The 21463-nt window shown below is 66.6% G+C and carries 21 protein-coding genes; 10 read left to right on the forward strand and 11 right to left on the reverse strand.

Annotated features, from left to right (window positions below; genetic code table 11):
• Nucleotides 1–21: 21 nt before the first annotated feature.
• The 6 genes from EC839_RS06635 (at nt 22) to fdxA (ending at nt 7638) form a co-directional block, all read left to right on the forward strand.
• Nucleotides 22–1305, forward strand: coding sequence for an MFS transporter (locus EC839_RS06635; RefSeq protein WP_039975381.1), 1284 nt, complete (start codon nt 22–24; stop codon nt 1303–1305).
• Between the two features lie 14 nt (nt 1306–1319).
• Nucleotides 1320–2303, forward strand: coding sequence for a D-glycerate dehydrogenase (locus EC839_RS06640; RefSeq protein WP_007159387.1), 984 nt, complete (start codon nt 1320–1322; stop codon nt 2301–2303).
• Between the two features lie 53 nt (nt 2304–2356).
• Nucleotides 2357–2563 carry a hypothetical protein gene (locus EC839_RS06645; protein WP_007159388.1) on the forward strand — a complete coding sequence of 69 codons (207 nt, stop codon included), beginning with the start codon at nt 2357–2359 and terminating at the stop codon, nt 2561–2563.
• A 64-nt stretch (nt 2564–2627) separates the two neighbouring features.
• A complete protein-coding gene (locus tag EC839_RS06650; RefSeq protein ID WP_007159389.1) occupies nt 2628–4577 on the forward strand; it encodes an ATP-binding protein in 1950 nt (649 codons plus the stop codon).
• A 92-nt stretch (nt 4578–4669) separates the two neighbouring features.
• Nucleotides 4670–7246 (forward strand): DNA mismatch repair protein MutS, encoded by a 2577-nt coding sequence (mutS, locus tag EC839_RS06655; RefSeq protein ID WP_132832480.1) that lies wholly within the window; start codon nt 4670–4672, stop codon nt 7244–7246.
• A 68-nt stretch (nt 7247–7314) separates the two neighbouring features.
• Nucleotides 7315–7638, forward strand: coding sequence for a ferredoxin FdxA (gene fdxA / locus EC839_RS06660; RefSeq protein ID WP_007159459.1), 324 nt, complete (start codon nt 7315–7317; stop codon nt 7636–7638).
• A gap of 407 nt (nt 7639–8045) precedes the next feature.
• Here the strand turns inward: fdxA and rpoS are convergent, their stop codons facing one another.
• The 8 genes from rpoS to EC839_RS06700 form a co-directional block, all read right to left on the reverse strand.
• A complete protein-coding gene (rpoS, locus tag EC839_RS06665; RefSeq protein ID WP_007159460.1) occupies nt 8046–9038 on the reverse strand; it encodes an RNA polymerase sigma factor RpoS in 993 nt (330 codons plus the stop codon).
• Nucleotides 9039–9148: 110 nt separating this feature from the next.
• The gene (locus EC839_RS06670; protein ID WP_007159461.1) at nt 9149–9994 is read right to left on the reverse strand and encodes a peptidoglycan DD-metalloendopeptidase family protein; all 846 of its coding nucleotides are present in this window, start codon (nt 9992–9994) and stop codon (nt 9149–9151) included.
• A 176-nt stretch (nt 9995–10170) separates the two neighbouring features.
• Nucleotides 10171–10809: a protein-L-isoaspartate(D-aspartate) O-methyltransferase gene (locus EC839_RS06675; RefSeq protein WP_007159462.1), complete on the reverse strand. Its 639-nt coding sequence runs from the start codon at nt 10807–10809 to the stop codon at nt 10171–10173.
• A 38-nt stretch (nt 10810–10847) separates the two neighbouring features.
• Nucleotides 10848–11603 carry a 5'/3'-nucleotidase SurE gene (gene surE / locus EC839_RS06680; RefSeq protein WP_007159463.1) on the reverse strand — a complete coding sequence of 252 codons (756 nt, stop codon included), beginning with the start codon at nt 11601–11603 and terminating at the stop codon, nt 10848–10850.
• Complete coding sequence (gene truD / locus EC839_RS06685; protein ID WP_007159464.1) at nt 11591–12649, reverse strand: tRNA pseudouridine(13) synthase TruD; 1059 nt, start codon at nt 12647–12649, stop codon at nt 11591–11593. The genes surE and truD overlap by 13 nt, the downstream gene beginning before the upstream one ends.
• Nucleotides 12646–13119 (reverse strand): 2-C-methyl-D-erythritol 2,4-cyclodiphosphate synthase, encoded by a 474-nt coding sequence (ispF, locus tag EC839_RS06690; protein WP_007159465.1) that lies wholly within the window; start codon nt 13117–13119, stop codon nt 12646–12648. Before ispF ends, truD begins: the two co-directional genes overlap by 4 nt.
• Nucleotides 13120–13185: 66 nt before the next feature.
• Complete coding sequence (gene fghA, locus EC839_RS06695; protein ID WP_165904661.1) at nt 13186–14040, reverse strand: S-formylglutathione hydrolase; 855 nt, start codon at nt 14038–14040, stop codon at nt 13186–13188.
• 38 nt (nt 14041–14078) lie between these two features.
• Entirely contained in the window at nt 14079–15191 is a 1113-nt protein-coding gene (locus EC839_RS06700; protein ID WP_132832481.1) for an S-(hydroxymethyl)glutathione dehydrogenase/class III alcohol dehydrogenase, read from the reverse strand.
• Between the two features lie 101 nt (nt 15192–15292).
• On the opposite strand from EC839_RS06700, the gene EC839_RS06705 reads away from it, so the two are divergent.
• The 4 genes from EC839_RS06705 to yedF all read left to right on the forward strand — a co-directional run bounded on the left by EC839_RS06705 (nt 15293) and on the right by yedF (nt 18983).
• Entirely contained in the window at nt 15293–16198 is a 906-nt protein-coding gene (locus EC839_RS06705; protein WP_100168951.1) for a LysR substrate-binding domain-containing protein, read from the forward strand.
• A 106-nt stretch (nt 16199–16304) separates the two neighbouring features.
• On the forward strand, nt 16305–17471 hold the full coding sequence (locus tag EC839_RS06710; protein WP_007159469.1) for a hypothetical protein: 1167 nt from the start codon (nt 16305–16307) through the stop codon (nt 17469–17471).
• A gap of 71 nt (nt 17472–17542) precedes the next feature.
• Nucleotides 17543–18769: a selenium metabolism membrane protein YedE/FdhT gene (gene yedE, locus EC839_RS06715; RefSeq protein ID WP_132832482.1), complete on the forward strand. Its 1227-nt coding sequence runs from the start codon at nt 17543–17545 to the stop codon at nt 18767–18769.
• Nucleotides 18735–18983, forward strand: a complete 249-nt coding sequence (gene yedF / locus EC839_RS06720; RefSeq protein ID WP_007159471.1) for a sulfurtransferase-like selenium metabolism protein YedF — start codon at nt 18735–18737, stop codon at nt 18981–18983. Before yedE ends, yedF begins: the two co-directional genes overlap by 35 nt.
• 3 nt (nt 18984–18986) lie before the next feature.
• Here the strand turns inward: yedF and ispD are convergent, their stop codons facing one another.
• The 3 genes from ispD to eno all read right to left on the reverse strand — a co-directional run bounded on the left by ispD (nt 18987) and on the right by eno (nt 21422).
• Nucleotides 18987–19688, reverse strand: a complete 702-nt coding sequence (ispD, locus tag EC839_RS06725; RefSeq protein WP_007159472.1) for a 2-C-methyl-D-erythritol 4-phosphate cytidylyltransferase — start codon at nt 19686–19688, stop codon at nt 18987–18989.
• A complete protein-coding gene (locus tag EC839_RS06730; RefSeq protein WP_007159473.1) occupies nt 19688–19966 on the reverse strand; it encodes a septum formation initiator family protein in 279 nt (92 codons plus the stop codon). The genes ispD and EC839_RS06730 overlap by 1 nt, the downstream gene beginning before the upstream one ends.
• Before the next feature lie 166 nt (nt 19967–20132).
• Nucleotides 20133–21422, reverse strand: coding sequence for a phosphopyruvate hydratase (eno, locus tag EC839_RS06735; protein WP_007159474.1), 1290 nt, complete (start codon nt 21420–21422; stop codon nt 20133–20135).
• Between the last annotated feature and the right edge of the window lie 41 nt (nt 21423–21463).

Below are 21463 nucleotides of genomic sequence, written 5' to 3' on the forward strand. Positions count from 1 at the left end.
AACAATCAAGCAGGTGACCCCATGAACGCCTCTTCTCTCGCTCCACGCCGCTGGTGGTATCTGATGCCAGTGGTCTTCATCACCTACAGCCTGGCCTATCTCGATCGGGCAAACTACGGCTTCGCCGCCGCCTCGGGCATGGCCGACGACCTGGGCATCACTCCGGCGATGTCGTCGCTGCTCGGCGCACTGTTCTTTCTCGGCTACTTCTTCTTCCAGGTGCCCGGCGCCATCTACGCCGAGAAGCGCAGCGTCAAGCGGCTGATCTTCTGGAGCCTGATCGGCTGGGGCGGCCTGGCGACCCTGACCGGCATGGTGCCCAACGTCACCCTGCTGATCGCCATCCGCTTCCTGCTCGGTGTGGTGGAGGCGGCAGTGATGCCGGCGATGCTGGTCTATCTCTGCCACTGGTTCACCAAGCGCGAGCGCTCCCGGGCCAACACCTTTCTGATCCTCGGCAATCCGGTGACCATCCTCTGGATGTCGGTGGTCTCGGGTTATCTGATCCATGCCCTGGACTGGCGCTGGATGTTCATCATCGAAGGCCTGCCGGCGGTGATCTGGGCCTTTATCTGGTGGCGGATCGCCGACGAGCGCCCCAAGGATGCCAAGTGGCTCGCCGCTGACGAAAAGGCCCGCCTGGAAGAGGCCCTGAAGGCCGAGCAGCAGGGCATGAAGCCGGTCAAGAACTACGCCGAAGCCTTCCGCTCGCCCAAGGTCATCCTGCTGTCGCTGCAGTATTTCTGCTGGAGCATCGGCGTCTATGGCTTCGTCATCTGGCTGCCCTCGATACTGCGCAAAGGGGCCCAACTGGACATCGTCCAAGCCGGCTGGCTGTCCTCGCTGCCCTACCTCGCCGCCGTGCTGGCCATGGTCGGCGTGTCCTGGGCGTCGGATCGCCTGCAGAATCGCAAGCTGTTCGTCTGGCCGCCGCTGCTGATCGCCGCCCTGGCCTTCCTCGGCTCCTTCGCCCTCGGCACCCAGCACTTCTGGTGGTCCTATGCCCTGCTGGTGGTGGCCGGTGCCTGCATGTACGCCCCCTACGGCCCCTTCTTCGCCATCGTCCCGGAAATCCTCCCCGGCAACGTGGCCGGTGGCGCCATGGCGCTGATCAATAGCATGGGTGCCCTGGGCTCCTTTGCCGGCTCCTACCTGGTGGGCTATCTCAATGGCGTGACCGGCGGTCCCGGGGCGTCCTTCGGCTTCATGGGTGGCGCCCTGCTGGTGGCCGTGGTCCTGACCCTGCTGCTGCGCCAGGAGCCGGTCGCCCGCGCCGCGGCGCTCAAGCCCGCCGCCAGTCACTAGAGGAAACGCTGTCCATGAAAAAGAAGGTGATCCACTACAAGGCCCTGTCCCCGGCGCTCACCGCGCGCCTGGAAGAAGCCTTCGACCTGGAATACGTCGACGTCAAGGCGCCGGGCGGCGAAGCCCGGCTGCGCGAGCGTCTGCCCGAGGCTCAAGGCCTGCTCGGCTCCAGCTTCAAGCTGACGCCCGAGTTGCTGGATCTGGCGCCCCGGCTGGAAGCCATCGCCAGCGTCTCGGTCGGATTCGACAGCTATGACCTGCCCTATCTGCAGCGGCGCGGCATCCTGCTCTGCAACACCCCGGATGTCCTGACCGAAAGCGTGGCCGACGCCGCCTTCGCCCTGCTGCTCGCCACCGCGCGGCGCATCGTCGAGCTGGCCGACTGGGTGCGCGCCGGCCAGTGGCAAGCCAGTCTGGGCGAGGCGCACTTCGGTTGCGACGTCCATGGCAAGACCCTGGGGCTGGTGGGCATGGGCCGCATCGGCCAGGCCATCGCCCGCCGCGCCCACCTGGGTTTCGGCATGCAGGTCAACTACACCGCCCACGCCGCCAAGCCCGGGGTGGACGAGCGCTTCGGCGCGCGCTTCCTGCCGCTGCCCGAGTTGCTGGCGAGCTGCGACTTCCTCTGCGTCACCGTGCCCCTGAGCGAGGAGACCCATCACCTGCTGGGCGCCGCTGAACTCGCGCGGCTACCGGCCCACGCCATCCTGATCAATGTCTCGCGCGGACCGGTGATCGACGAGGCCGCGCTGGTCACGGCCTTGCAGGAAGGCCGCCTGCGCGGCGCCGGCCTGGATGTCTTCGATCAGGAACCCGTGGCAGCGGACTCGCCCCTGCTGCAACTGCCCAACGTGGTGCCTACGCCGCACCTGGGCTCGGCGACCCGGGAGACGCGTGAAGCCATGGCCCGCTGTGCGGTGGACAATCTGCTGGCCGCCCTGGGCGGTCAACGACCGGCGAATCTGGTGAATCCCGAGGTCTGGCAGCGGCGCGAGTGAGCCTTGGCCGTCATTTGTGGTCAGACAAGTATCATCCCCACGGAGAACGCCCCATGACCGCCTTCGACGATCCCCAAGCCTTCGTCAACCGCGTGCGCGAGCAGGCCGCCGATGCCGAGCGCAGCGGCGACATCCCGCGCCTGCTGCAGCTGGTCAACGAACTGGCCACCGCCTTCGAGCGTCAAGCCCGCAGCACGGCGGCGGACAATGCCGAGGTAGCGCGTGCCGTCGAGGAATTCGAGCGGCACGAGGGCACCTGATCGGCCTGCCGCTCGTGCAGCCTTTCGCTACCGTGACGGACCCGCGTCCCGAGGTCTAGCGCCAGTGCCCATCGCCCCTTACATCCTGCTCGGCCGGTTGCTCAAGCTGGCCCCGCGGGACGCCCCTGCCCCCTTGCGCTATCTGGGCGCGGCCCTGCTCATCGCCGTCGCGGCCGGCATCCGGCTGAGCCTGGGGATCGACAGCCTGCCCTATCTGCTGTTCATTCCCTTCATCATGGCCGGGGCCTTCTGGTTCGGCCTCGGTCCCGGGATCTTCGCCACCCTGCTGTCGGTACTGCTGGCCGAGACCCTCTTCGTCAAGGCCCCGGCCTATTTCGCGTTGTTCTCCGAACGCTGGGTGTCCCATGCGCTGTTCGTGCTGGTCAACGTCATCATGGCCATGGTCTGCGCAGCCCAGCGCCGCAGCCTGGAGTCCCTCCACCGCTTCGCCGGCAATCTCGGCGAACAGGTCACTCTGCGCACCCGGCAGCGGGACCTGATCTGGCAGGCCAGCCCAGACCTGCTCTGCACGGCTACCCTCGAAGGCCAGCTGCTGGACCTCAATCCGGCCTGGACCAGCACCCTGGGCTGGAGTGCAGAGCAGCTGCGCCACGAACCCTTCATGGCCTTCGTTCACGTCGAGGATCGCGCCCGCACCGAGGCGGCGCTGGAACGCCTGACGCTTGGTGAACCGGTGTTCGGCTTCGAGAATCGCTACCGGCATCGCGACGGCGGCTATCGCTGGCTGTCGTGGAATTCGGTCTTGCAGGATGGCCTCATCTATTCCGCGGTACGCGAGGTGACGGCCATCCGCGAGCAGCAGGAAGCCCTGCGCCAGACCGAGGAACAGTTGCGCCAGAGCCAGAAGATGGAAGCCGTGGGCCAGCTGACCGGTGGCATCGCCCATGACTTCAACAACCTGCTGACCGGCGTGATCGGCAGTCTCGACATGCTCAGCCTGAGACTCGCCCAGGGCCGCTACACCGATCTCGAACGCTATGCCACGGGCGCCAAGGGCGCCGCCGAACGCGCCGCAGCCCTGACCCATCGCCTGCTCGCCTTTTCCCGCCGCCAGGCGCTGGATCCCACCGCCACCCAGACCAACGCCCTGGTGCTGGGCATGGAAGAACTCATCCGCCGCTCGGTCGGTCCCCAGGTCGAGATACACATCGAATTGGCCGAGGCGTTGAATCCCACCCTGTGCGATCCCCACCAGCTGGAGAACGCCCTGCTCAACCTGTGCATCAACGCCCGGGATGCCATGCCCGAGGGTGGGACGCTGCGCATCGTCACCGCCAATCGCCGGCTCAACGACGGCCAGGCTGCCGCCCTGGAATTGCCGCCTGGCGACTATGTGACCCTGGCGGTGCTCGACACCGGGACCGGCATGCCGCCCGAGGTCCTGGCGCGCGCCTTCGATCCCTTCTTCACCACCAAGCCGGTGGGCATGGGCACCGGCCTCGGTCTGTCGATGATCTATGGCTTCGCCAAACAGTCCGGCGGCGTCGCCCATATCGTCTCGGCACCCGAGCGGGGCACCACCGTCACCCTCTATCTGCCGCGCCTGGTGGACGCCCCGCCGCCGTCGATCGAGACGCTGCGCACCTCACCGTTGCGCTATCCCGCTGGCATGACGGTACTGGTGGTGGACGACGAACCCCTGGTGCGGACGCTGGTGGACGAGGCCCTGCGCGAACACCGTATCCGCACCCTGGAGGCGACCGATGCCGCCACCGCCCTGCAGGTGCTGGAATCGGACACGCCGCTGGACCTGCTGATCGCCGATGTCGGCCTGCCAGGCGGGCTGAGCGGCTGCCAGCTCGCCGCCCTGGCCCGTGAACGCCGCCCCGGTCTGATGACCCTGCTGATCACCGGCTACGCCGAGGCGGACCTGCCAGGTCAGCCCCTGCCGGTCCCCGGCGTCGAGGTGCTGGCCAAGCCCTTCACCCTGGAAAGACTCCTGACCCAGATCGATCTGCTGCTGGCCGCCCGCGAACAACGACCGCAGGCCTGATGCCGCTGCCCTGAGCCGAGCGGGGCCGACAAATGCCGCCAGTTGATGGACAATACGCGGCTATCCACAGGCAACCGGATCGAAACACCCGCATGAGCGATCTCTCCGCGCACACGCCCATGATGCAGCAGTACCTCAAGATCAAGCATCAGCATCCCGAACAGCTGCTGTTCTATCGCATGGGCGATTTCTACGAGCTGTTCTATGACGACGCCCGGCGTGCCGCCAAGTTGCTCGACATCACCCTGACCGCCCGTGGCGCCTCGGCCGGCAAGTCCATCCCCATGGCCGGCATCCCCTTCCATTCCGCCGAAGGCTACCTGGCCAAGCTGGTCAAGCTCGGCGAGTCAGTGGTGATCTGCGAGCAGATCGGCGACCCGGCCACCAGCAAGGGCCCGGTGGAACGCCAGGTGGTGCGCATCATCACCCCCGGCACCGTCAGCGACGAGGCGCTGCTCGACGAGCGCCGCGACAACCTGCTGACCGCCGTGCTGGGCGACGAACGCCTGTTCGGCCTGGCCGTGCTGGACATCGCCAGCGGTCGCTTCACCGTGCAGGAACTGGCCGGCTGGGAAACCCTGCTGGCGGAGCTGGACCGTCTCAATCCCGCCGAGCTGCTGATCCCCGACGACTGGCCCGCCGGCCTGCCCGCCGAGAAGCGCCGCGGAGTACGTCGTCGGGCGCCCTGGGATTTCGACTGCGATTCGGCGCTCAAGAGCCTCTGCCAGCAATTCGGCACCGGTGACCTCAAGGGCTTCGGTTGCGACAAGCTGGGCCTGGCCCTCGGCGCCGCCGGCTGCCTGCTGGCCTATGCCAAGGAAACCCAGCGCACCGCCCTGCCGCACCTGCGCAGCCTCCGCCACGAGCGCCTGGACGATACCGTCATCCTCGACGGCGCCAGCCGCCGCAACCTGGAACTGGACGTCAACCTGGCCGGCGGTCGCGACAACACCCTGCAATCGGTGGTGGACCGCTGCCAGACCGCCATGGGCAGTCGCCTGCTGACCCGCTGGCTGAATCGCCCGTTGCGCAATCGCGCCATCATCGAAGCCCGCCAGGACGCCATCACCTGCCTGCTGGAAGGCTATCGCTTCGAGTCGCTGCAACCGCAGCTCAAGGACATCGGCGACCTGGAACGCATCCTCGCCCGCATCGGCCTGCGCAACGCCCGTCCGCGGGATCTCGCCCGCCTGCGCGATGCCCTGGCCGCGTTGCCAATGCTGCAGGAGGGGCTGACGCAGATGATCGCCCCGCACCTGCTCGACCTGGCCCGGAGCATCCAGACCTATCCGGAGCTGGCCGCTACCCTGGCCCGCGCCATCATCGACAATCCGCCCGCGGTGATCCGCGATGGCGGCGTCATCAAGCGCGGCTACGACAGCGAGCTGGACGAGTTGCAGACCCTGAGCGAGAACGCCGGCCAGTTCCTCATGGACCTGGAGGCCCGGGAAAAGGCCCGCACCGGCCTACAGGGCCTCAAGGTCGGCTACAACCGCGTCCACGGCTACTTCATCGAGATCCCCAGCCGCCAGGCCGAATCGGCCCCGGCCGACTACATCCGCCGCCAGACCCTCAAGGGCGCCGAGCGCTTCATCACCCCCGAGCTCAAGGCCTTCGAAGACAAGGCGCTGTCGGCCCAGAGTCGCGCTCTGGCGCGGGAAAAGGCGCTCTACGAAGCCCTGCTCGACGAGCTCATCGGCCACCTGGCGCCGCTGCAGGACAGCGCCGCCGCCCTGGCCGAATTGGACGTCCTGGCCAACTTCGCCGAGCGCGCCCTCAACCTGGACCTGAACAAGCCGCGCTTCGTCGAGGAGCCCTGCCTAAAGATCGGCCAGGGGCGCCACCCGGTGGTGGAACAGGTGCTGGAAACGCCCTTCGTCGCCAATGACGTCGCCCTCGACAACGACACCCGCATGCTGGTGATCACCGGTCCGAACATGGGCGGCAAGTCCACCTACATGCGCCAGACCGCGCTGATCGTGCTCCTGGCCCATGTCGGCAGCTTCGTCCCGGCGGCCAGTTGCGAGCTGTCGCTGGTGGATCGCATCTTTACCCGCATCGGTTCCAGCGACGACCTGGCCGGCGGCCGTTCCACCTTCATGGTGGAGATGAGCGAGACCGCCAACATCCTGCACAACGCCAGCGAACACAGCCTGGTGCTGATGGACGAGGTCGGTCGCGGCACCAGCACCTTCGATGGCCTGTCGCTGGCCTGGGCCGCCGCCGAGCAACTGGCGCGGCTGCGCGCCTGGACGCTGTTCGCCACCCACTACTTCGAGCTGACCGTGCTGCCGGACGGCCAGCCGAGCGTGGCCAACGTCCACCTCAACGCCACCGAGCACAATGACCGCATCGTCTTCCTGCACCATGTGCTGCCCGGCCCGGCCAGCCAGAGCTACGGCCTGGCCGTGGCGCAGCTGGCCGGAGTACCGGAAGACGTCATCCTGCGCGCGCGCGAGCATCTCGCCCGCCTGGAAGCGGCCAGTTTCAACGGTGAGGTGGGTACGCCGCTGCCGGTGAGCGCGCCAGCCAAGGATCGTCCGCTACAGGCCGATCTGTTCGCCAGCGCCGCCCATCCTCTCATCGAGGAACTGGAACGCCTGCAGCCGGACGACATCACACCCAGACGGGCCCTGGAGCTTATCTACGAATGGAAAAAGCGTATCTGAGTTAACGGATACGAGGGTTGCGGCAATGCTGCTAGAATCCGCCGCCTTAGCCTGAGGAGAACGAGCAGATGACCTTCGTCGTCACTGACAACTGCATCAAATGCAAATATACCGACTGCGTGGAAGTCTGCCCGGTGGACTGCTTCTACGAAGGCCCCAACTTCCTGGTGATCCACCCGGACGAGTGCATCGACTGTGCCCTGTGCGAACCCGAATGCCCGGCCCAGGCGATCTTCTCGGAAGACGAGGTGCCGGCCGGCCAGGAAGCCTTCATCGAACTCAACAGTGAGCTGGCCAACATCTGGCCGAATATCACCGAGAAGAAGGACGCCCTGCCTGACGCCGCCGAGTGGGATGGTAAGCCCAACAAGCTCCCCCAGCTCGAACGCTAGGCCTTGCCTGGAATCTCCAGGCAATAAAAAAGGGGGCGGATCGCTCCGCCCCCTTCGTCCCTGTCCCTGTAATCCTGCCACCGTCCTGGTGAACCTCGTCCTGAGGTGTTCCTGATCCGCATCCTGCCGATCCGTGTCGTCCCAGACACAGCGCCGATAGTACGCTTTTCCCGCAGGATGGCAATCTGCCATAGCGCGCCTTTCGATCTCGCCTCGCGCTTCGACCGGAAACAGAAAAACGTTATGTAGCAGGTACTTGGCGTCTTCTCGCGCTGATCAAGCGATGCTTTCTGGCAGCTCCAAGCGATACAGGCTTACGCAGGCTGTAAGCCCTGGCTTACAAGAACACGCAGAAAAAAGCCCGGAAAAATCCGGGCTCCGTTTGGCTGACATTCAGCTAAGCGCGATCAGAACAGCGAATCACTGGACAGGCCGTTGCGTTCGAAGATTTCCCGCAACCGCTTGAGCGCCTCGACCTGGATCTGCCGGACCCGCTCGCGGGTAAGGCCTATCTCCTGCCCTACCTCTTCCAGGGTGCAGGCTTCATGACCGCGCAGCCCGAAGCGCCGGATCACCACTTCGCGCTGCTTTTCCGGCAACTCCAGCAGCCACTGGTCGATGCTCTGGTTGAGATCCGAATCCTGCAGCAGTTCGCAGGGATCGGTGGGACGGTCATCGGTCAGGGTATCGAGCAGGGTCTTGTCGGAATCGGGGCCGAGCACCATGTCCACCGAGCTGATCCGCTCGTTGAGGCCCATCACCCGCTTCACGTCTGCCACCGGCTTTTCCAGCAGGGCGGCGATTTCCTCGGGAGAAGGCTCATGATCGAGCTTCTGGGTCAGCTCCCGCGCGGCGCGCAGGTGCAGATTGAGCTCCTTGACCACATGGATCGGCAAGCGAATGGTGCGGGTCTGATTCATGATCGCCCGCTCGATGGTCTGCCGGATCCACCAGGTGGCATAGGTGGAAAATCTGAAGCCCCGCTCGGGATCGAATTTCTCCACCGCGCGGATCAGACCCAGGTTGCCCTCTTCGATCAGATCGAGCAGCGACAGGCCACGGTTGATGTAGCGCCGGGCAATCTTGACCACCAGACGCAGGTTGCTTTCGATCATGCGCTTGCGACCGGCGGGATCGCCGCGCTGCGCGAGACGGGCGAAATGCACCTCTTCTGCCGGTGACAGCAGTGGCGAGAAGCCGATTTCATTGAGATAGAGCTGAGTGGCGTCGAGTGCACGGCCATAGTCGGCCAGCTTGGCACCGCGCAAGACCTGGTTGCCGCGCCCGGACAGGGCCTTGGTCATGGCGGTATCGGCGGATTCCTCACCGAAGGGATTGGAATCGAGAAGCAGGACATCGTCGCCGAGATCGTACTCGGTTTCTTGTTTGTTCTGGATCATCTTGAGTAACCCTTGCTCGTCTGTGCTTCGAGCCAGGGCGTATCGATACGTTGCCGATGCGCCATGACTCGCCCCCAAAGAGCTGCGGGATCGAGTCGGCGCCTAGCGAATCAGCGATTGGGCAAAAACTGCAAGGGATCCACCGGCTTGCCCTGACGGCGAATCTCGAAATGGAGCTTGACGCGGTCGGTCCCGGTCGAACCCATCTCGGCAATCGTCTGCCCTATCTTGACACGCTCACCTTCCCGAACCAGCAACCTACGATTGTGACCGTAGGCACTGACGTAGGTTTCGCTGTGTTTGACGATAACCAGTTCACCATAACCCCGTAGACCATTTCCCGCATAGACCACGGTGCCATCGGCGGCGGCCATCACGGGCTGACCTTCCTGGCCGGCGATGTCTATTCCCTTGTTTAGGCTGCTGCTGGCCGAGAAGCGACTGATCAACGTACCTTTCGTCGGCCAGGCCCAACCGGCGGCGGATTGGGGGACGTCACGGGTCGGCGTCTGGGCCGGTGTCACCGGCGTCGGCGGCGGTGCCGCGGGCAGATTCGGGGTCACCACCGGGGTGGCGGCGGTGGGATTGGAGGTCACGGGCGGCGGAATGGGTACCGGGGTCGCCACCGGATTGCCGGGTGCCGGCGCGGAAGCGACAGGGGTGGCCGAGCCCGTGGCCGGCCGGCGGATGATGCGACTGGAACCCGTGGCGCTGCCGCCATTGCCGAAGCGGATCACCTGGCCGACATGGATGACATAGGGCGCAGCGAGGCCGTTCTGAGCCGCCAGGGCGCGCCATTCCCAGCCGTTGCGCGAGGCGATGGAAAACAGGGTGTCTCCGCGCTTGACGCGATACTGCCCGGAGGTGACCTGGGGCACGCTGCTGCGGCCATCGCCGCGGTCGACCACCGGCGCTCGCGAGCCGTTGCTCGAACAACCCGTCAGCAGCAGGGCCACGAGCAATGTCGCCAGCCAGCCTGAACGCCCTCGTCCTGGAAATCCTTGCGCTCGGGCCTTCACCCGTTCCTCCCGCAGAGTCTGATCATCTACCGTCCGGCCATCCTGCCGGCCTCAAGCGGCCGCTGCCGTCAGGCAGCCTTGGAGCGCGGTACCGGGGTAACGTTCCCTGTATCTCACTGGGCCAGAGGTCCGTTGAGCAGGGGCACGAAACGGACGGCGTTGAGTTCGTGGCGGACGAAGCCTTCGGCCTCGCGCACGATCAGCAGGAGCTTCTGCTCCTCGTCGACGCCTACCGGGATCACCAGGCGACCGCCAGGGGCCAGCTGGTCGAGCAGCGCCTGGGGCACTTCCCGCGCGGCGGCGGTGACGATGATGCCGTTGTAGGGTGCCAGTGCCGGCCAGCCTTCCCAGCCATCGCCCCAGCGGAACACCACGTTGCGCAGGTTGAGTTCGAGTAGACGCTCCTTGGCCCGATCCTGCAGCGACTGGATACGCTCCACGGAAAACACCCGCTCCACGGTCTGCGCCAGGATGGCGGTCTGGTAGCCGGAGCCGGTGCCGATCTCCATGACCTTGTCCAGCGGCCCGCCGGCGAGCAGCAGCTCGGTCATGCGCGCCACCATGAACGGCTGGGAGATGGTCTGGTTGTGGCCGATGGGCAACGCCGTGTCTTCGTAGGCGCGATGGGCCAGGGCCTCGTCGACGAACAGGTGACGCGGCGTACGGCGGATCACCTCCAGCACCTGGGCGTTGGACAGCCCCTCTTCGTAGAGGCGCTGGATGAGCCGCTCCCGGGTGCGCTGGGAGGTCATGCCGATGCCGTGTCTTTGCATATGCTCTTGCCCCTGAGTCATGCCAGCAGCTCCGTCAGCGCCGACAGGCCGGCGAAGCCCTCGCGGAAGGTGCGATCGAACTGCAGCGGCGTCACCGAGACATAGCCTTCCAGCACGGCGTGGAAGTCGGTACCCGGTCCGCCATCCACCGCATCGCCGGAAACCGAGATCCAGTAACCGGCCTTGCCGCGCGGATTGATCTCGCGCACCGGCGGCTTGGCCTGGGCCCGGTGCCCCAGGCGGGTCAGCTGCAGGCCCTTGATCTGCTCGAGCGGCAGATCCGGGATGTTGACGTTGAGCACGGTGCGCGGCGGCAGATCGAAGCGTTCGTGCAGGGCCACAATGCGAGCGGCGATCTCGGCCGCCACCGCCATGTTGTCGGCACTGCGCGACACCAGCGAGAAGGCCAGCGCCGGACGATCGAGGAACCGTCCTTCCATGGCCGCGGCCACGGTGCCGGAATAGAGGACGTCGTCGCCCAGGTTGGCACCCAGGTTGATGCCGGCCACCACCATGTCCGGCGTCTCTTCCAGCAGGCCATTGAGGCCGAGGTGAACGCAATCGGTGGGCGTGCCGTTGACGCCCAGGAAGCCATTGGGCAGGCGCTGCGGATGCAGGGGGCGGTCCAGCGTCAGGGCACTGCTCACACCGCTCATGTCATAGAGCGGCGCGACTACCTGGCACTCGTAGTCCGCACGGGCGGAGAGCGCGGCATGCAGCGCGGCGATACCGGGGGCCAGCACCCCATCGTCGTTGGCGATCAGAAGTCGCATGGATGTTCCGTCTGCCCTGCCTCGCCAAGCGTTACCAGCTCGCGAACCACTGCGGTGGCGAAACAGCCGGCCGGCAGGACGAATTCGAGTTGCAGAATGTCAGGAGCGGGATAATGCCACGTCAGGCCGCCGATGGGGAGGCGCAGGATGCGCCGTTCATGCGAGAGGCCGGCACCGGCCAGCCAGGCGGGCAGCTCTCCGGCGGCCTCTGCGACCTGCCGTTCCAGGTCTGCGGCCGGCCCCTGCACCGGCGACTCGCCGGCGCCCCACAGGGGGCCGGTGGGGTGCAGATCGAGCGCCGCCAGGCGCGGATCGGTCAGATCGGCGGCGGTGGCCGGAAAGTGGCTGCGGCTGTCGGTGAAGGCCAGCAGATCGCCCTCCTGCGCCCGCTTCCAGGAGCCGTCGGTGATGCGCCCGGCCAGCACCTGATTGAACAGCCAGCTGCGCGCGGCGGACAGGGTGCGCGAGCGCCGATTGCGTTGCTCGGGCAGGCGCTGCTCGCGGGCGCACTGCTGGGCGTCCGCCAGGTTGCCACCCTGATAGCCGAAGCGCTGCGGACCGAAATAATTGGGCACGCCAGCGGCGGCGATGGCCTGCAGCCGCGCCTCCAGCGCTGCCGGATCGGCCTGGAGCCCGGTCAGCCGCAGGCGGAAGCCGTTGGCGGCATGGGCGCCGCGCTGCAGCTTGCGGCGGTGGCGACCCTGCTGGAGGATCACCAGCGTCTCGTCGCAGGCGGCCGACAGATCCGGATCGGCCTTGCCGGGCAGGTGCAGGCTGAACCACTGGCGGGTCAGGGCCTGGCGATCCTTGAGACCGGCATAGCTGATCGCCCGCTGCGGCACCCCGGCGGCGCGCGCCAGGCGGCGCACCGCTTCCTCGGTGTTGAGGCCGCGCTTCTCGACCCACAGCCAGAGGTGCTCGCCATCACCGCTGAGCGGGATGTCCAGCACCTCATCCACCTGGAAGTCCTCGGCACTGGCCTTGAGGATCGCCTGGCCGCAGGGCTCGCCATGGGCGCGCGGCCCGAGCAACTGGTCTTCGGTCATAGCGGCAGCAGCAGGGCCACGGCGTGCACGGCGATGCCCTCTTCGCGCCCGACGAAACCCAAGCGTTCGGTGGTGGTGGCCTTGACGTTGACCTGACCCAGCTCGACGTGCAGATCCTCGGCAATGGCCTGGCGCATGGCTTCGATGTGCGGCGCCATCTTGGGCGCCTGGGCGGCGATGGTGCCGTCGACGTTACCGACCTGCCAGCCCTGCTCGCGGACCAGGCCGACCACATGACGCAGCAGCACCCGACTGTCAGCGCCCTTGAAGCGCGGATCGGTATCGGGGAAATGCTTGCCAATGTCGCCCAGGGCGGCCGCGCCCAGCAGGGCATCGGCCAGGGCATGCAGCAGCACGTCGCCGTCGGAGTGGGCGACCAGGCCACGGTGATGGGGAATACGAATTCCGCCGAGGGTGATGAAGTCGCCCTCGCCGAAGGCGTGAACGTCGAAACCGTGACCTATGCGCATGAAGAGAGACGCCCTTGAGACTGACAGGGCGTCGATTCTACCGGCTGGGGACAGTTCCCGTCGCCCTCAGGGGGCCGTGAGCGCCGCCGCGTGATGCCGCAGATGGTCGTCGACGAAGCTGGCGACGAAGAAATAGCTGTGGTCATACCCCGGTTGCAGACGCAGTTCCAGCGGATGGCCCACGGCTTCCGCCGCGCGCTGCAGCGCCTGGGGCTTGAGCTGTTCGGCGAGGAAGCTGTCCTGCTCGCCCTGGTCGATCAGCAGCGGCAGGCGCTCCTCGGCCTTCTCCAGCAGTGCACAGGCGTCCCACTCGGCCCAGGTGCTGCGGTCCTCGCCCAGGTAGTTGGAGAACGCCTTGTGCCCCCAGGGACAATCCAGCGGATTGACGATGGGCGAGAAGGCCGACACCGAGCGATAACGACCGGGATGCCGCAAGGCGCAGATCAGGGCACCGTGGCCGCCCATGGAGTGACCGCTGACGCCGCGACGATCCGAGACCGGGAAGTTGGCCTCGATCAGCGCCGGCAATTCTTCCACCACATAGTCGTGCATGCGGTAGTGCTTGGCCCAGGGCTGCTGAGTGGCGTTGACGTAGAACCCCGCCCCCAGGCCGAAATCCCAGGCCTTTTCGGGGTCGTCCGGTACGCCTTCGCCGCGCGGACTGGTATCTGGCGCCACCAGCACCAGGCCCAGCTCGGCGGCCAGGCGCTGGGCACCGGCCTTCTGCATGAAGTTCTCGTCGGTGCAGGTCAGCCCCGACAGCCAGTAAAGCACCGGCAGGTCGCTGCGCGCCTCCGCCTGGGGCGGCAGGTAGACGGCGAAGGTCATGTCGCAGTCGAGACTGCGGGCGCGATGGCGATAGCGCTTGTGCCAGCCGCCGAAACTCTTGTTGCTGGAGAGCAGTTCGAGACTCATGGTCATCTCCCGCGCAGAGGGCGCACTGGGCGCCCTCCCGCCGATCAGTAGTGGACGACGGTGCGGATGCTCTTGCCTTCGTGCATCAGCTCGAAGGCCTCGTTGATCTGCTCCAGGCCCATGGTGTGGGTGATAAAGGTGTCCAGCGGGATCTCGCCGCTCTGCGCCTTGCGCACATAGCCGGGCAGCTCGCTGCGGCCCTTGACGCCGCCGAAGGCGCTGCCGCGCCAGACGCGACCGGTCACCAGCTGGAACGGGCGGGTACTGATTTCCTGGCCGGCACCGGCCACGCCGATGATCACCGACTCGCCCCAGCCCTTGTGGCAGCACTCCAGCGCCGCGCGCATCAGGTTGACGTTGCCGACGCACTCGAAGCTGTAGTCGACGCCGCCATCGGTCAGCTCGACGATGACCTCCTGGATCGGCTTCTGGTGATCCTTGGGATTGATGAAGTCGGTGGCGCCCAGTTCACGGGCGATGTTGAACTTGGACGGATTGATGTCGATGGCGATGATGCGGCTGGCCTTGGCCATCTTGGCGCCGATGATGGCGGCCAGGCCGATGCCGCCCAGGCCGAAGACGGCGACGGTGGCGCCCTCTTCCACCTTGGCGGTGTTGAGCACGGCGCCGATGCCGGTGGTCACGCCACAACCCAGCAGGCAGACCTTCTCCAGGGGCGCTTCCTGGGGGATCTTGGCCACCGAGACCTCCGACAGCACCGTGTACTCGGAAAAGGTGGAGCAACCCATGTAGTGGTAGATCGGCTCGCCGTTGTAGGAGAAACGGGTGGTGCCGTCGGGCATCAGGCCCTTGCCCTGGGTGGCGCGTACCGAGCTGCACAGGTTGGTCTTGCCGGATTTGCAGAATTTGCACTGACCGCATTCGGCGGTGTACAGCGGGATGACGTGATCGCCCACGGCGACCGAGGTCACGCCCTCGCCCACCGCCTCGACGATGCCACCGCCCTCGTGACCGAGGATGCAGGGAAAGACCCCTTCGGAATCCTGACCCGAGAGGGTGTAGGCATCGGTGTGGCAAACACCGGTGGCGACGATGCGGATGAGCACCTCACCGGCCTTGGGCGGCTCGACGTCCACTTCGACGATCTTGAGGGGCTCGTTGGGCGCGAAGGCTACGGCGGCGCGGGACTTGATCATGGTCGACTCCAGAGGGGCGAAAAAACGAGAGGACCAGTTTAGACGCCAGAATTCCTGGAACAATCGGGCATACTGGAATTCATTTTTGCCGCAGAGAAACAATCATGAGCTGGGAGGGAATCGACGAATTCGTTGCCGTGGCGAGCACCCTGCACTTCGGCCAGGCCGCCGATCGCCTCGGCACCTCGACCTCTCACGTGAGCCGGCAGGTGGCCCGACTGGAAGAACGGCTGCAGGCCCGCCTGCTCTATCGCAGCACCCGCAGCGTCGCCCTCACCGAAGCCGGCCACACCTTTCTGCAGCACTGCCGCCGGCTGCAGGAGGCGCGCGACGAAGCCCTGCGCGAGGTCAGCGATCTCTCCAGCCAGCCCAAGGGGCTGATCCGCATGACCTGCGCGGTGACCTATGGCGAGCGCTTCGTCGTGCCCCTGGTCAACGACTTCCTCGCCCGCTATCCCGAGGTCAGCCTGGAACTGGACCTGACCAATCGCACCGTCGATCTCTTGCACGAAGGCTACGACCTGGCCATCCGCCTGGGGCGCCTGGCCGATTCACGCCTGGTAGCGACCCGCCTGGCGCCGCGGGAGCTCTATCTGTGTGCCGCGCCCAGCTACCTGGAGCGCTTCGGCGCACCCCATACCCTGTCGGAACTCGGGCGCCATCGCTGCCTGGTGGGCACCAGCGATATCTGGAGCTTTCGCGAAAACGATCGCGAGGTGCTGCACCGGGTCCAGGGTTCCTGGCGCTGCAACAGCGGTCAGGCGGTGCTGGACGCCGCCCTGCGCGGCTTCGGCCTGTGCCAGCTGCCGGACTACTATGTCCTGCCGCACCTGGCCCGCGGCGAGCTGCGCGCCCTGCTGGACAATCGCCAGCCGCCCAACAGCGCGGTCTGGGCGCTCTACCCGCAGCGGCGCTTTCTCTCACCGAAGATCCGCCTGCTGGTGGAACACCTCAAACAGGGCCTGAGCACCCCGCGCCCAGGCGCTCGCCACCCATCCGGAAGCTGAGCGCAGCGGAGGAACCGGGTCTTTCGAGCGCCCTTCGAAAGGGTGTCGGTCGTCCTGACCCCGCCCTGCCGGTGGCGTCACGGCGACTCCTGCAGCCGGAGGTCCCATGAACGACACCCTCGATCATCACGCACTCGCCACCTGGATGAAGGAGGCGACCCCACCATGCCTGTCTCTCTACATGCCCACCGAGCGCGCCTTTCCGCAGCGTGAGCAGAATGTCATCCGCTTCAAGAATCTGTTGCGGCAGCTGGAAGCGGATCTCGTCGAGCGCTTTCCCGAAGCCGATCACGCCGCGCTGCTGGCGCCGCTGCAGACCCTGGTGGACAACGCCGATTTCTGGCACTACCCGCGCGGCGGCCTGGCCATCCTGCGCGACCGCGATCAGCTCCGGGTGCTCAAGGTACTGGACCCCCTGGAAGAGACCGCCCGGGTCAATCACCACTTCCAGCTGCAGCCGCTGCTGCGCCTGGCCCAGGCGCGGGATCGCTATCAGGTGCTGTGCCTGACCCGCAATCAGGCGCACCTGTTCGAAGGCAACCGCGACAACCTGGTGGAGGTGGAGCTGGGCGAAGGGGTGCCGCGCACCCTGGAAGACGCCCTCGGCACCGAGCTGACCGAAGGCAACCAGCGCGGCCTGCCCCAGGGCTTCAGCCGGGCCGGCGAGCGTGGCGACTCCATGCAGCACAACGCCGGCGGCATCAGCAAGCATGACGAGCAGGACGCCGACCGCGAGCGCTACTTCCTGGCCCTGGACCGCGCCCTGACCCGGGTGCACAGCAACACCGCTCGCCTGCCCCTGGTGCTGGCCGCGCTGCCGGAGCACCAGGCCGCCTTTCGCCGTCTGAGCCAGAATCCCCATCTCTTACCCGAAGGCATCGCCGGTGATCCCGGTCCCCTGGACAACGACGCCCTGCGTGCCAGGGCCTGGGCGGTGATGGCGCCCCGCATGGAACAGCGACTCGACGACCTGCTGGATACCTACGCCCAGCGTCGTGGCCAGGGGCTGGCCTCGGATCGCCTGGAAGACATCGGGGGCGCCCTGCTGGACGCCCGGGTCGACACCCTGCTGGTGGAAGCCGATCGCCATATCCCGGGCTATCTGGACCTGGAACGGCGCCTGCTGGTCCCCGCCAAGCCGGAGGGCGCCAATGCCGACGACCTGCTGGACGAACTCAGCTTCCAGGCCCTGCAGCAAGGTGGCGAGGTGCTGGTCCTGCCGCGCGAGCGGATGCCTGGCGGCACCGGCGTGGCGGCCATCTATCGCTACTAGCCGCTGCGCTGGACCGGATTGGCGCTTGAACTAGACTTCAGCGCCAATCCGCCCCTGCCAAGGTTGTCACCATGTCTGCCCTAGCCGCCTTTCGCGAGCGCTATCTGCTGCGCTTCTGGGCGCCCCTGCCCACGCTGATCGCCCTCGGCGTCGCCTCGGCCTACTACTTCGCCCTGACCGGAACCTTCTGGGCCGTGACTGGCGAATTCACCCGCTGGGGCGGCCATGTGCTGGCCTGGTTCGGCGTCCCGGTAAGGGACTGGAGCTATTTCCGGCTGATCGGCCTGCAGGGCACGCCCCTGGATCGCATCGATGGCGTCATGATCATCGGCATGCTGCTGGGCGCCCTGGCCTGCGCCCTCTGGGCCGGCAACGTCGGCCTGCGCTGGCCCACCAGTCGCCGCCGGCTGCTCCAGGGCCTGGTCGGCGGCATCATCGCCGGCTTCGGTGCCCGCCTGGCCATGGGTTGCAACCTGGCGGCCTTCTTTACCGGCATCCCCATGTTCTCGCTGCATGCCTGGGCCTTCATGCTGGCCACGGTGGCCGGCGCCTGGCTTGGCGTGAAGCTGACCCTGCTGCCCTGGCTGCGCATTCCGCTGAAGGTCACTGCCCACGCCGCCGTCCTGCCCGATGCCGGGCAACTGGCCCGGCGCGCGCGTCGCCAGGCGCGGCTGGGTCTCGCCGTGCTGGTGGTGGCGCTGCTCTTCGCCGCCTGGCGCTTCGAGATCTCCCTGGTCCTGGGTCTGGCCGCCCTCTTCGGCCTGGTCTTCGGCGGCCTGATCGAGCGGGCGCAGATCTGCTTTACCAGCGCCGCCCGCGACCTCTGGACCACCGGCCGTACCCAGGCGGCGACCGGCATCCTGCTGGGCATGGCGGTGGCCTGCCTCGGCACCTTTGGCGCCATCCAGCTCGGCATGGCGCCCAAGATCTTCTGGATGGGCCCCAACGCCGTGATCGGTGGCCTGCTGTTTGGTGTCGGCATCGTCCTCGCCGGTGGCTGCGAGACCGGCTGGATGTACCGCGCGGTGGAAGACCAGCTGCATTTCTGGGTGGTGGGCCTGGGCAACGTCATCGGCGGGACCCTGGTGGCGGTCTACTGGGACCGCCTGGGCAGCGCCCTCGCCCTGCCCTATCCCAGGATCAATCTGCTGCAGCAGGCAGGTCCTGGCAGCGGCCTGCTGCTGACCTTTGCCGGCCTGGCCCTCTGCCTGCTGCTGGTGCAACTCAACGCCCGCCGTTTCACTCGCCCCCGGAAGCCTGTCCATGACACTCGCCAAGACGCCGACGCTGTCGCTTGATCTGCGCGGCGAACACTGCCCCTACAACGCCATCGCCACCCTGGAGACCTTGCAGACCCTGCAGCCCGGCGATCTCCTGGAGGTGATCACCGATTGCGCCCAGTCGATCCACGGCATTCCGGAAGATACCCGGCGCCAGGGCTACGATTGTCAGGCGGTGGAACAGCATGGCGCGCTGTTCCGCTTTCTCATTGAGGTGCCGCTGCGGGCCTGAGGGCTAGGCCTCGGCGAAGACACTTTGCAGTCGCTGCAGGTCTTCGGGGGTGGTGACCTTGATGTTGTCCGCACGGCCTTCGACCAGGCGCGGCGCATGCCCCGCCCACTCCATGGCCGAGGCCTCGTCTGTGATGGCGGCGCCCGCGGCCAGACCGGCGCTCAGGGCGTCTCGCAGGGCGCCGAGGCGGAACATCTGCGGCGTGTAGGCCAGCCAGACCTGGCTGCGATCCACGGTTTCGCTCACCCGGCCATCGCGGCCAACGCGCTTGAGGGTATCCCGCGCCGGTACGCCCAGAAGACCACCCACCGGGTCCTGGGCCAGTTCGGCCAGTAGCCGATCCAGATCGGCGCGGCAGAGATTGGGCCGGGCAGCATCGTGCACCAGCACCCAGTCACCATCGCTGGCGCCCTGCTCGCTCAGCAGCAGCAGGCCACCCAGCACCGAGTCGGCGCGCTCACGCCCACCCGGGGCGCGCAGGATGCGGGCGTCGCGGGCACAGGCCAGCGTCGGCCACCAGGGATCTTCCGCCGCCAGGCTCACCGCCAGCCCGCGCAGGCGCGGATGGTCAAGAAAACAGTCGAGGGTGCGCTCCAGCAGGCTGCGGCCGCACAGATCGAGGTATTGCTTGGGTCGGTCGGCACGCATCCGCGCACCCACGCCCGCGGCGGGAATGACCGCCCAGAAGGAAGGCAGAAGGGACATTATTTGGATTGCAGGAAGAGGGTTTCGCCTTGTTTGACCATGCCGAGTTCGTGGCGGGCACGCTCCTCGACGGTCTCCATGCCTTTCTTGAGCTCGACGACCTCGGCTTCGAGGATCTCGTTGCGCTCCAGCAGGCGCTTGTTCTCACCATTCTGGTCGGCGATCTGCTGCTTGAGTTCGCGCACCTGGGCGAAGCTGCCATCACCGACCCACAGGCGATACTGAAGACCGCCAAGCAGCAGGAGCAGGAAGGGGAACAGCCAGTAGGGACTTCGCATGGGAGATAACGGATTCGCGGACGGCGGATGCCGCAAAGGCGGCGGCAGAGACGAAAACAGGATAGAAGCCCGGCTCTACGCTTGTAAACTGGGCATCTATCCTGTGGTCCGTCGGACGTGGCGGAAGGCGACGACCTCTGTCATCGCCTCCCCGGTCGCGCAACCTTTAGCTGCGGAACTCGGCACGACCGCGGTAAGGCGCCTTGGCACCCAGCTGCTCTTCGATGCGCAGCAGCTGGTTGTACTTGGAGACGCGATCGGAACGGCACAGCGAACCGGTCTTGATCTGACCGGCGGCGGTGCCCACGGCCAGGTCGGCGATGGTGGAGTCTTCGGTCTCGCCGCTGCGGTGGGAGATCACCGCGGTGTAGCCGGCGGCCTTGGCCATCTGGATGGCTTCCAGGGTCTCGGTCAGGGAGCCGATCTGGTTGAACTTGATCAGGATCGAGTTACCGATGCCCTTCTCGATGCCTTCCTTGAGGATCTTGGTGTTGGTGACGAACAGGTCGTCGCCCACCAGCTGCACCTTGCTGCCGATCTTGTCGGTCAGGGCCTTCCAGCCGGCCCAGTCGGACTCGTCCATGCCGTCTTCGATGGAGATGATCGGGAACTGCTCGGTCAGCCCGGCCAGGTAGTCGGCGAAACCGTTGGCGTCGAAGGCCTTGCCCTCGCCGGACAGGTCGTACTGGCCGTCCTTGTAGAACTCGCTGGAGGCGCAGTCCAGAGCCAGGGTCACGTCGGTGCCCAGCTCGTAACCGGCATTCTTAACCGCTTCGGCGATGGCGGCCAGGGCGTCGGCGTTGGAGGCCAGGTTCGGCGCGAAGCCGCCTTCGTCACCCACGGAGGTGCTCAGGCCACGGGCCTTGAGCACGGCTTTGAGGTGATGGAAGATCTCAGCACCCACGCGCAGGGCGTCGGCAAAGCTCTTGGCGCCGACCGGCTGGACCATGAATTCCTGAATGTCGACGTTGTTGTCGGCATGCTCGCCGCCGTTGATGATGTTCATCATCGGCACCGGCATGGAGTACTGACCGGGGGTGCCGTTCAGGTTGGCGATGTGGGCGTAGAGCGGCAGGTCCTGGTCTTCGGCAGCGGCCTTGGCGGCCGCCAGGGACACGGCCAGGATGGCGTTGGCGCCCAGCTTGGCCTTGTTGTCGGTACCGTCCAGCTCGATCATCGCGCGGTCCAGGGCCTTCTGGTCGCTCGGATCCTTGCCCAGCAGCAGGTCACGGATCGGGCCGTTGATGTTGCCCACGGCCTTCAGGACGCCCTTGCCCAGGTAACGGCTCTTGTCGCCGTCGCGCAGCTCCAGTGCCTCGCGCGAACCGGTGGACGCGCCGGACGGCGCGGTGGCGCGACCGACGATACCATTGTCCAGGATCACGTCCGCTTCAACGGTGGGGTTGCCGCGGGAATCCAGGACCTCACGTCCCTTGATGTCGACGATGTTAGCCATTTTTGTATCGATCTCCATGTTACCGGTCATTGACGGATCAG

Origin of the sequence: Pseudomonas sp. JUb52, from assembly GCF_004341115.1 — a bacterium.
In the GTDB taxonomy this organism is placed as follows: domain Bacteria; phylum Pseudomonadota; class Gammaproteobacteria; order Pseudomonadales; family Pseudomonadaceae; genus Chryseomonas; species Chryseomonas oryzihabitans.

What these genes read in the sequence shown, in the direction of transcription:
- truD (WP_007159464.1), bottom strand. Translation starts at nt 12,649, where the DNA reads ATGACCGAAGACCAGTTGCTCGGGCCGCGCGCCCATGGCGAGCCCTGC.
- ispD (WP_007159472.1), bottom strand. Translation starts at nt 19,688, where the DNA reads ATGTCCCTTCTGCCTTCCTTCTGGGCGGTCATTCCCGCCGCGGGCGTG.
- mutS (WP_132832480.1), top strand. Translation starts at nt 4,670, where the DNA reads ATGAGCGATCTCTCCGCGCACACGCCCATGATGCAGCAGTACCTCAAG.
- EC839_RS06640 (WP_007159387.1), top strand. Translation starts at nt 1,320, where the DNA reads ATGAAAAAGAAGGTGATCCACTACAAGGCCCTGTCCCCGGCGCTCACC.
- EC839_RS06645 (WP_007159388.1), top strand. Translation starts at nt 2,357, where the DNA reads ATGACCGCCTTCGACGATCCCCAAGCCTTCGTCAACCGCGTGCGCGAG.
- ispF (WP_007159465.1), bottom strand. Translation starts at nt 13,119, where the DNA reads ATGCGCATAGGTCACGGTTTCGACGTTCACGCCTTCGGCGAGGGCGAC.
- fghA (WP_165904661.1), bottom strand. Translation starts at nt 14,040, where the DNA reads ATGACCATGAGTCTCGAACTGCTCTCCAGCAACAAGAGTTTCGGCGGC.
- fdxA (WP_007159459.1), top strand. Translation starts at nt 7,315, where the DNA reads ATGACCTTCGTCGTCACTGACAACTGCATCAAATGCAAATATACCGAC.
- EC839_RS06730 (WP_007159473.1), bottom strand. Translation starts at nt 19,966, where the DNA reads ATGCGAAGTCCCTACTGGCTGTTCCCCTTCCTGCTCCTGCTGCTTGGC.
- EC839_RS06635 (WP_039975381.1), top strand. Translation starts at nt 22, where the DNA reads ATGAACGCCTCTTCTCTCGCTCCACGCCGCTGGTGGTATCTGATGCCA.
- eno (WP_007159474.1), bottom strand. Translation starts at nt 21,422, where the DNA reads ATGGCTAACATCGTCGACATCAAGGGACGTGAGGTCCTGGATTCCCGC.
- EC839_RS06700 (WP_132832481.1), bottom strand. Translation starts at nt 15,191, where the DNA reads ATGATCAAGTCCCGCGCCGCCGTAGCCTTCGCGCCCAACGAGCCCCTC.
- EC839_RS06710 (WP_007159469.1), top strand. Translation starts at nt 16,305, where the DNA reads ATGAACGACACCCTCGATCATCACGCACTCGCCACCTGGATGAAGGAG.
- EC839_RS06675 (WP_007159462.1), bottom strand. Translation starts at nt 10,809, where the DNA reads ATGACCTCCCAGCGCACCCGGGAGCGGCTCATCCAGCGCCTCTACGAA.
- surE (WP_007159463.1), bottom strand. Translation starts at nt 11,603, where the DNA reads ATGCGACTTCTGATCGCCAACGACGATGGGGTGCTGGCCCCCGGTATC.
- yedF (WP_007159471.1), top strand. Translation starts at nt 18,735, where the DNA reads ATGACACTCGCCAAGACGCCGACGCTGTCGCTTGATCTGCGCGGCGAA.
- yedE (WP_132832482.1), top strand. Translation starts at nt 17,543, where the DNA reads ATGTCTGCCCTAGCCGCCTTTCGCGAGCGCTATCTGCTGCGCTTCTGG.
- rpoS (WP_007159460.1), bottom strand. Translation starts at nt 9,038, where the DNA reads ATGATCCAGAACAAACAAGAAACCGAGTACGATCTCGGCGACGATGTC.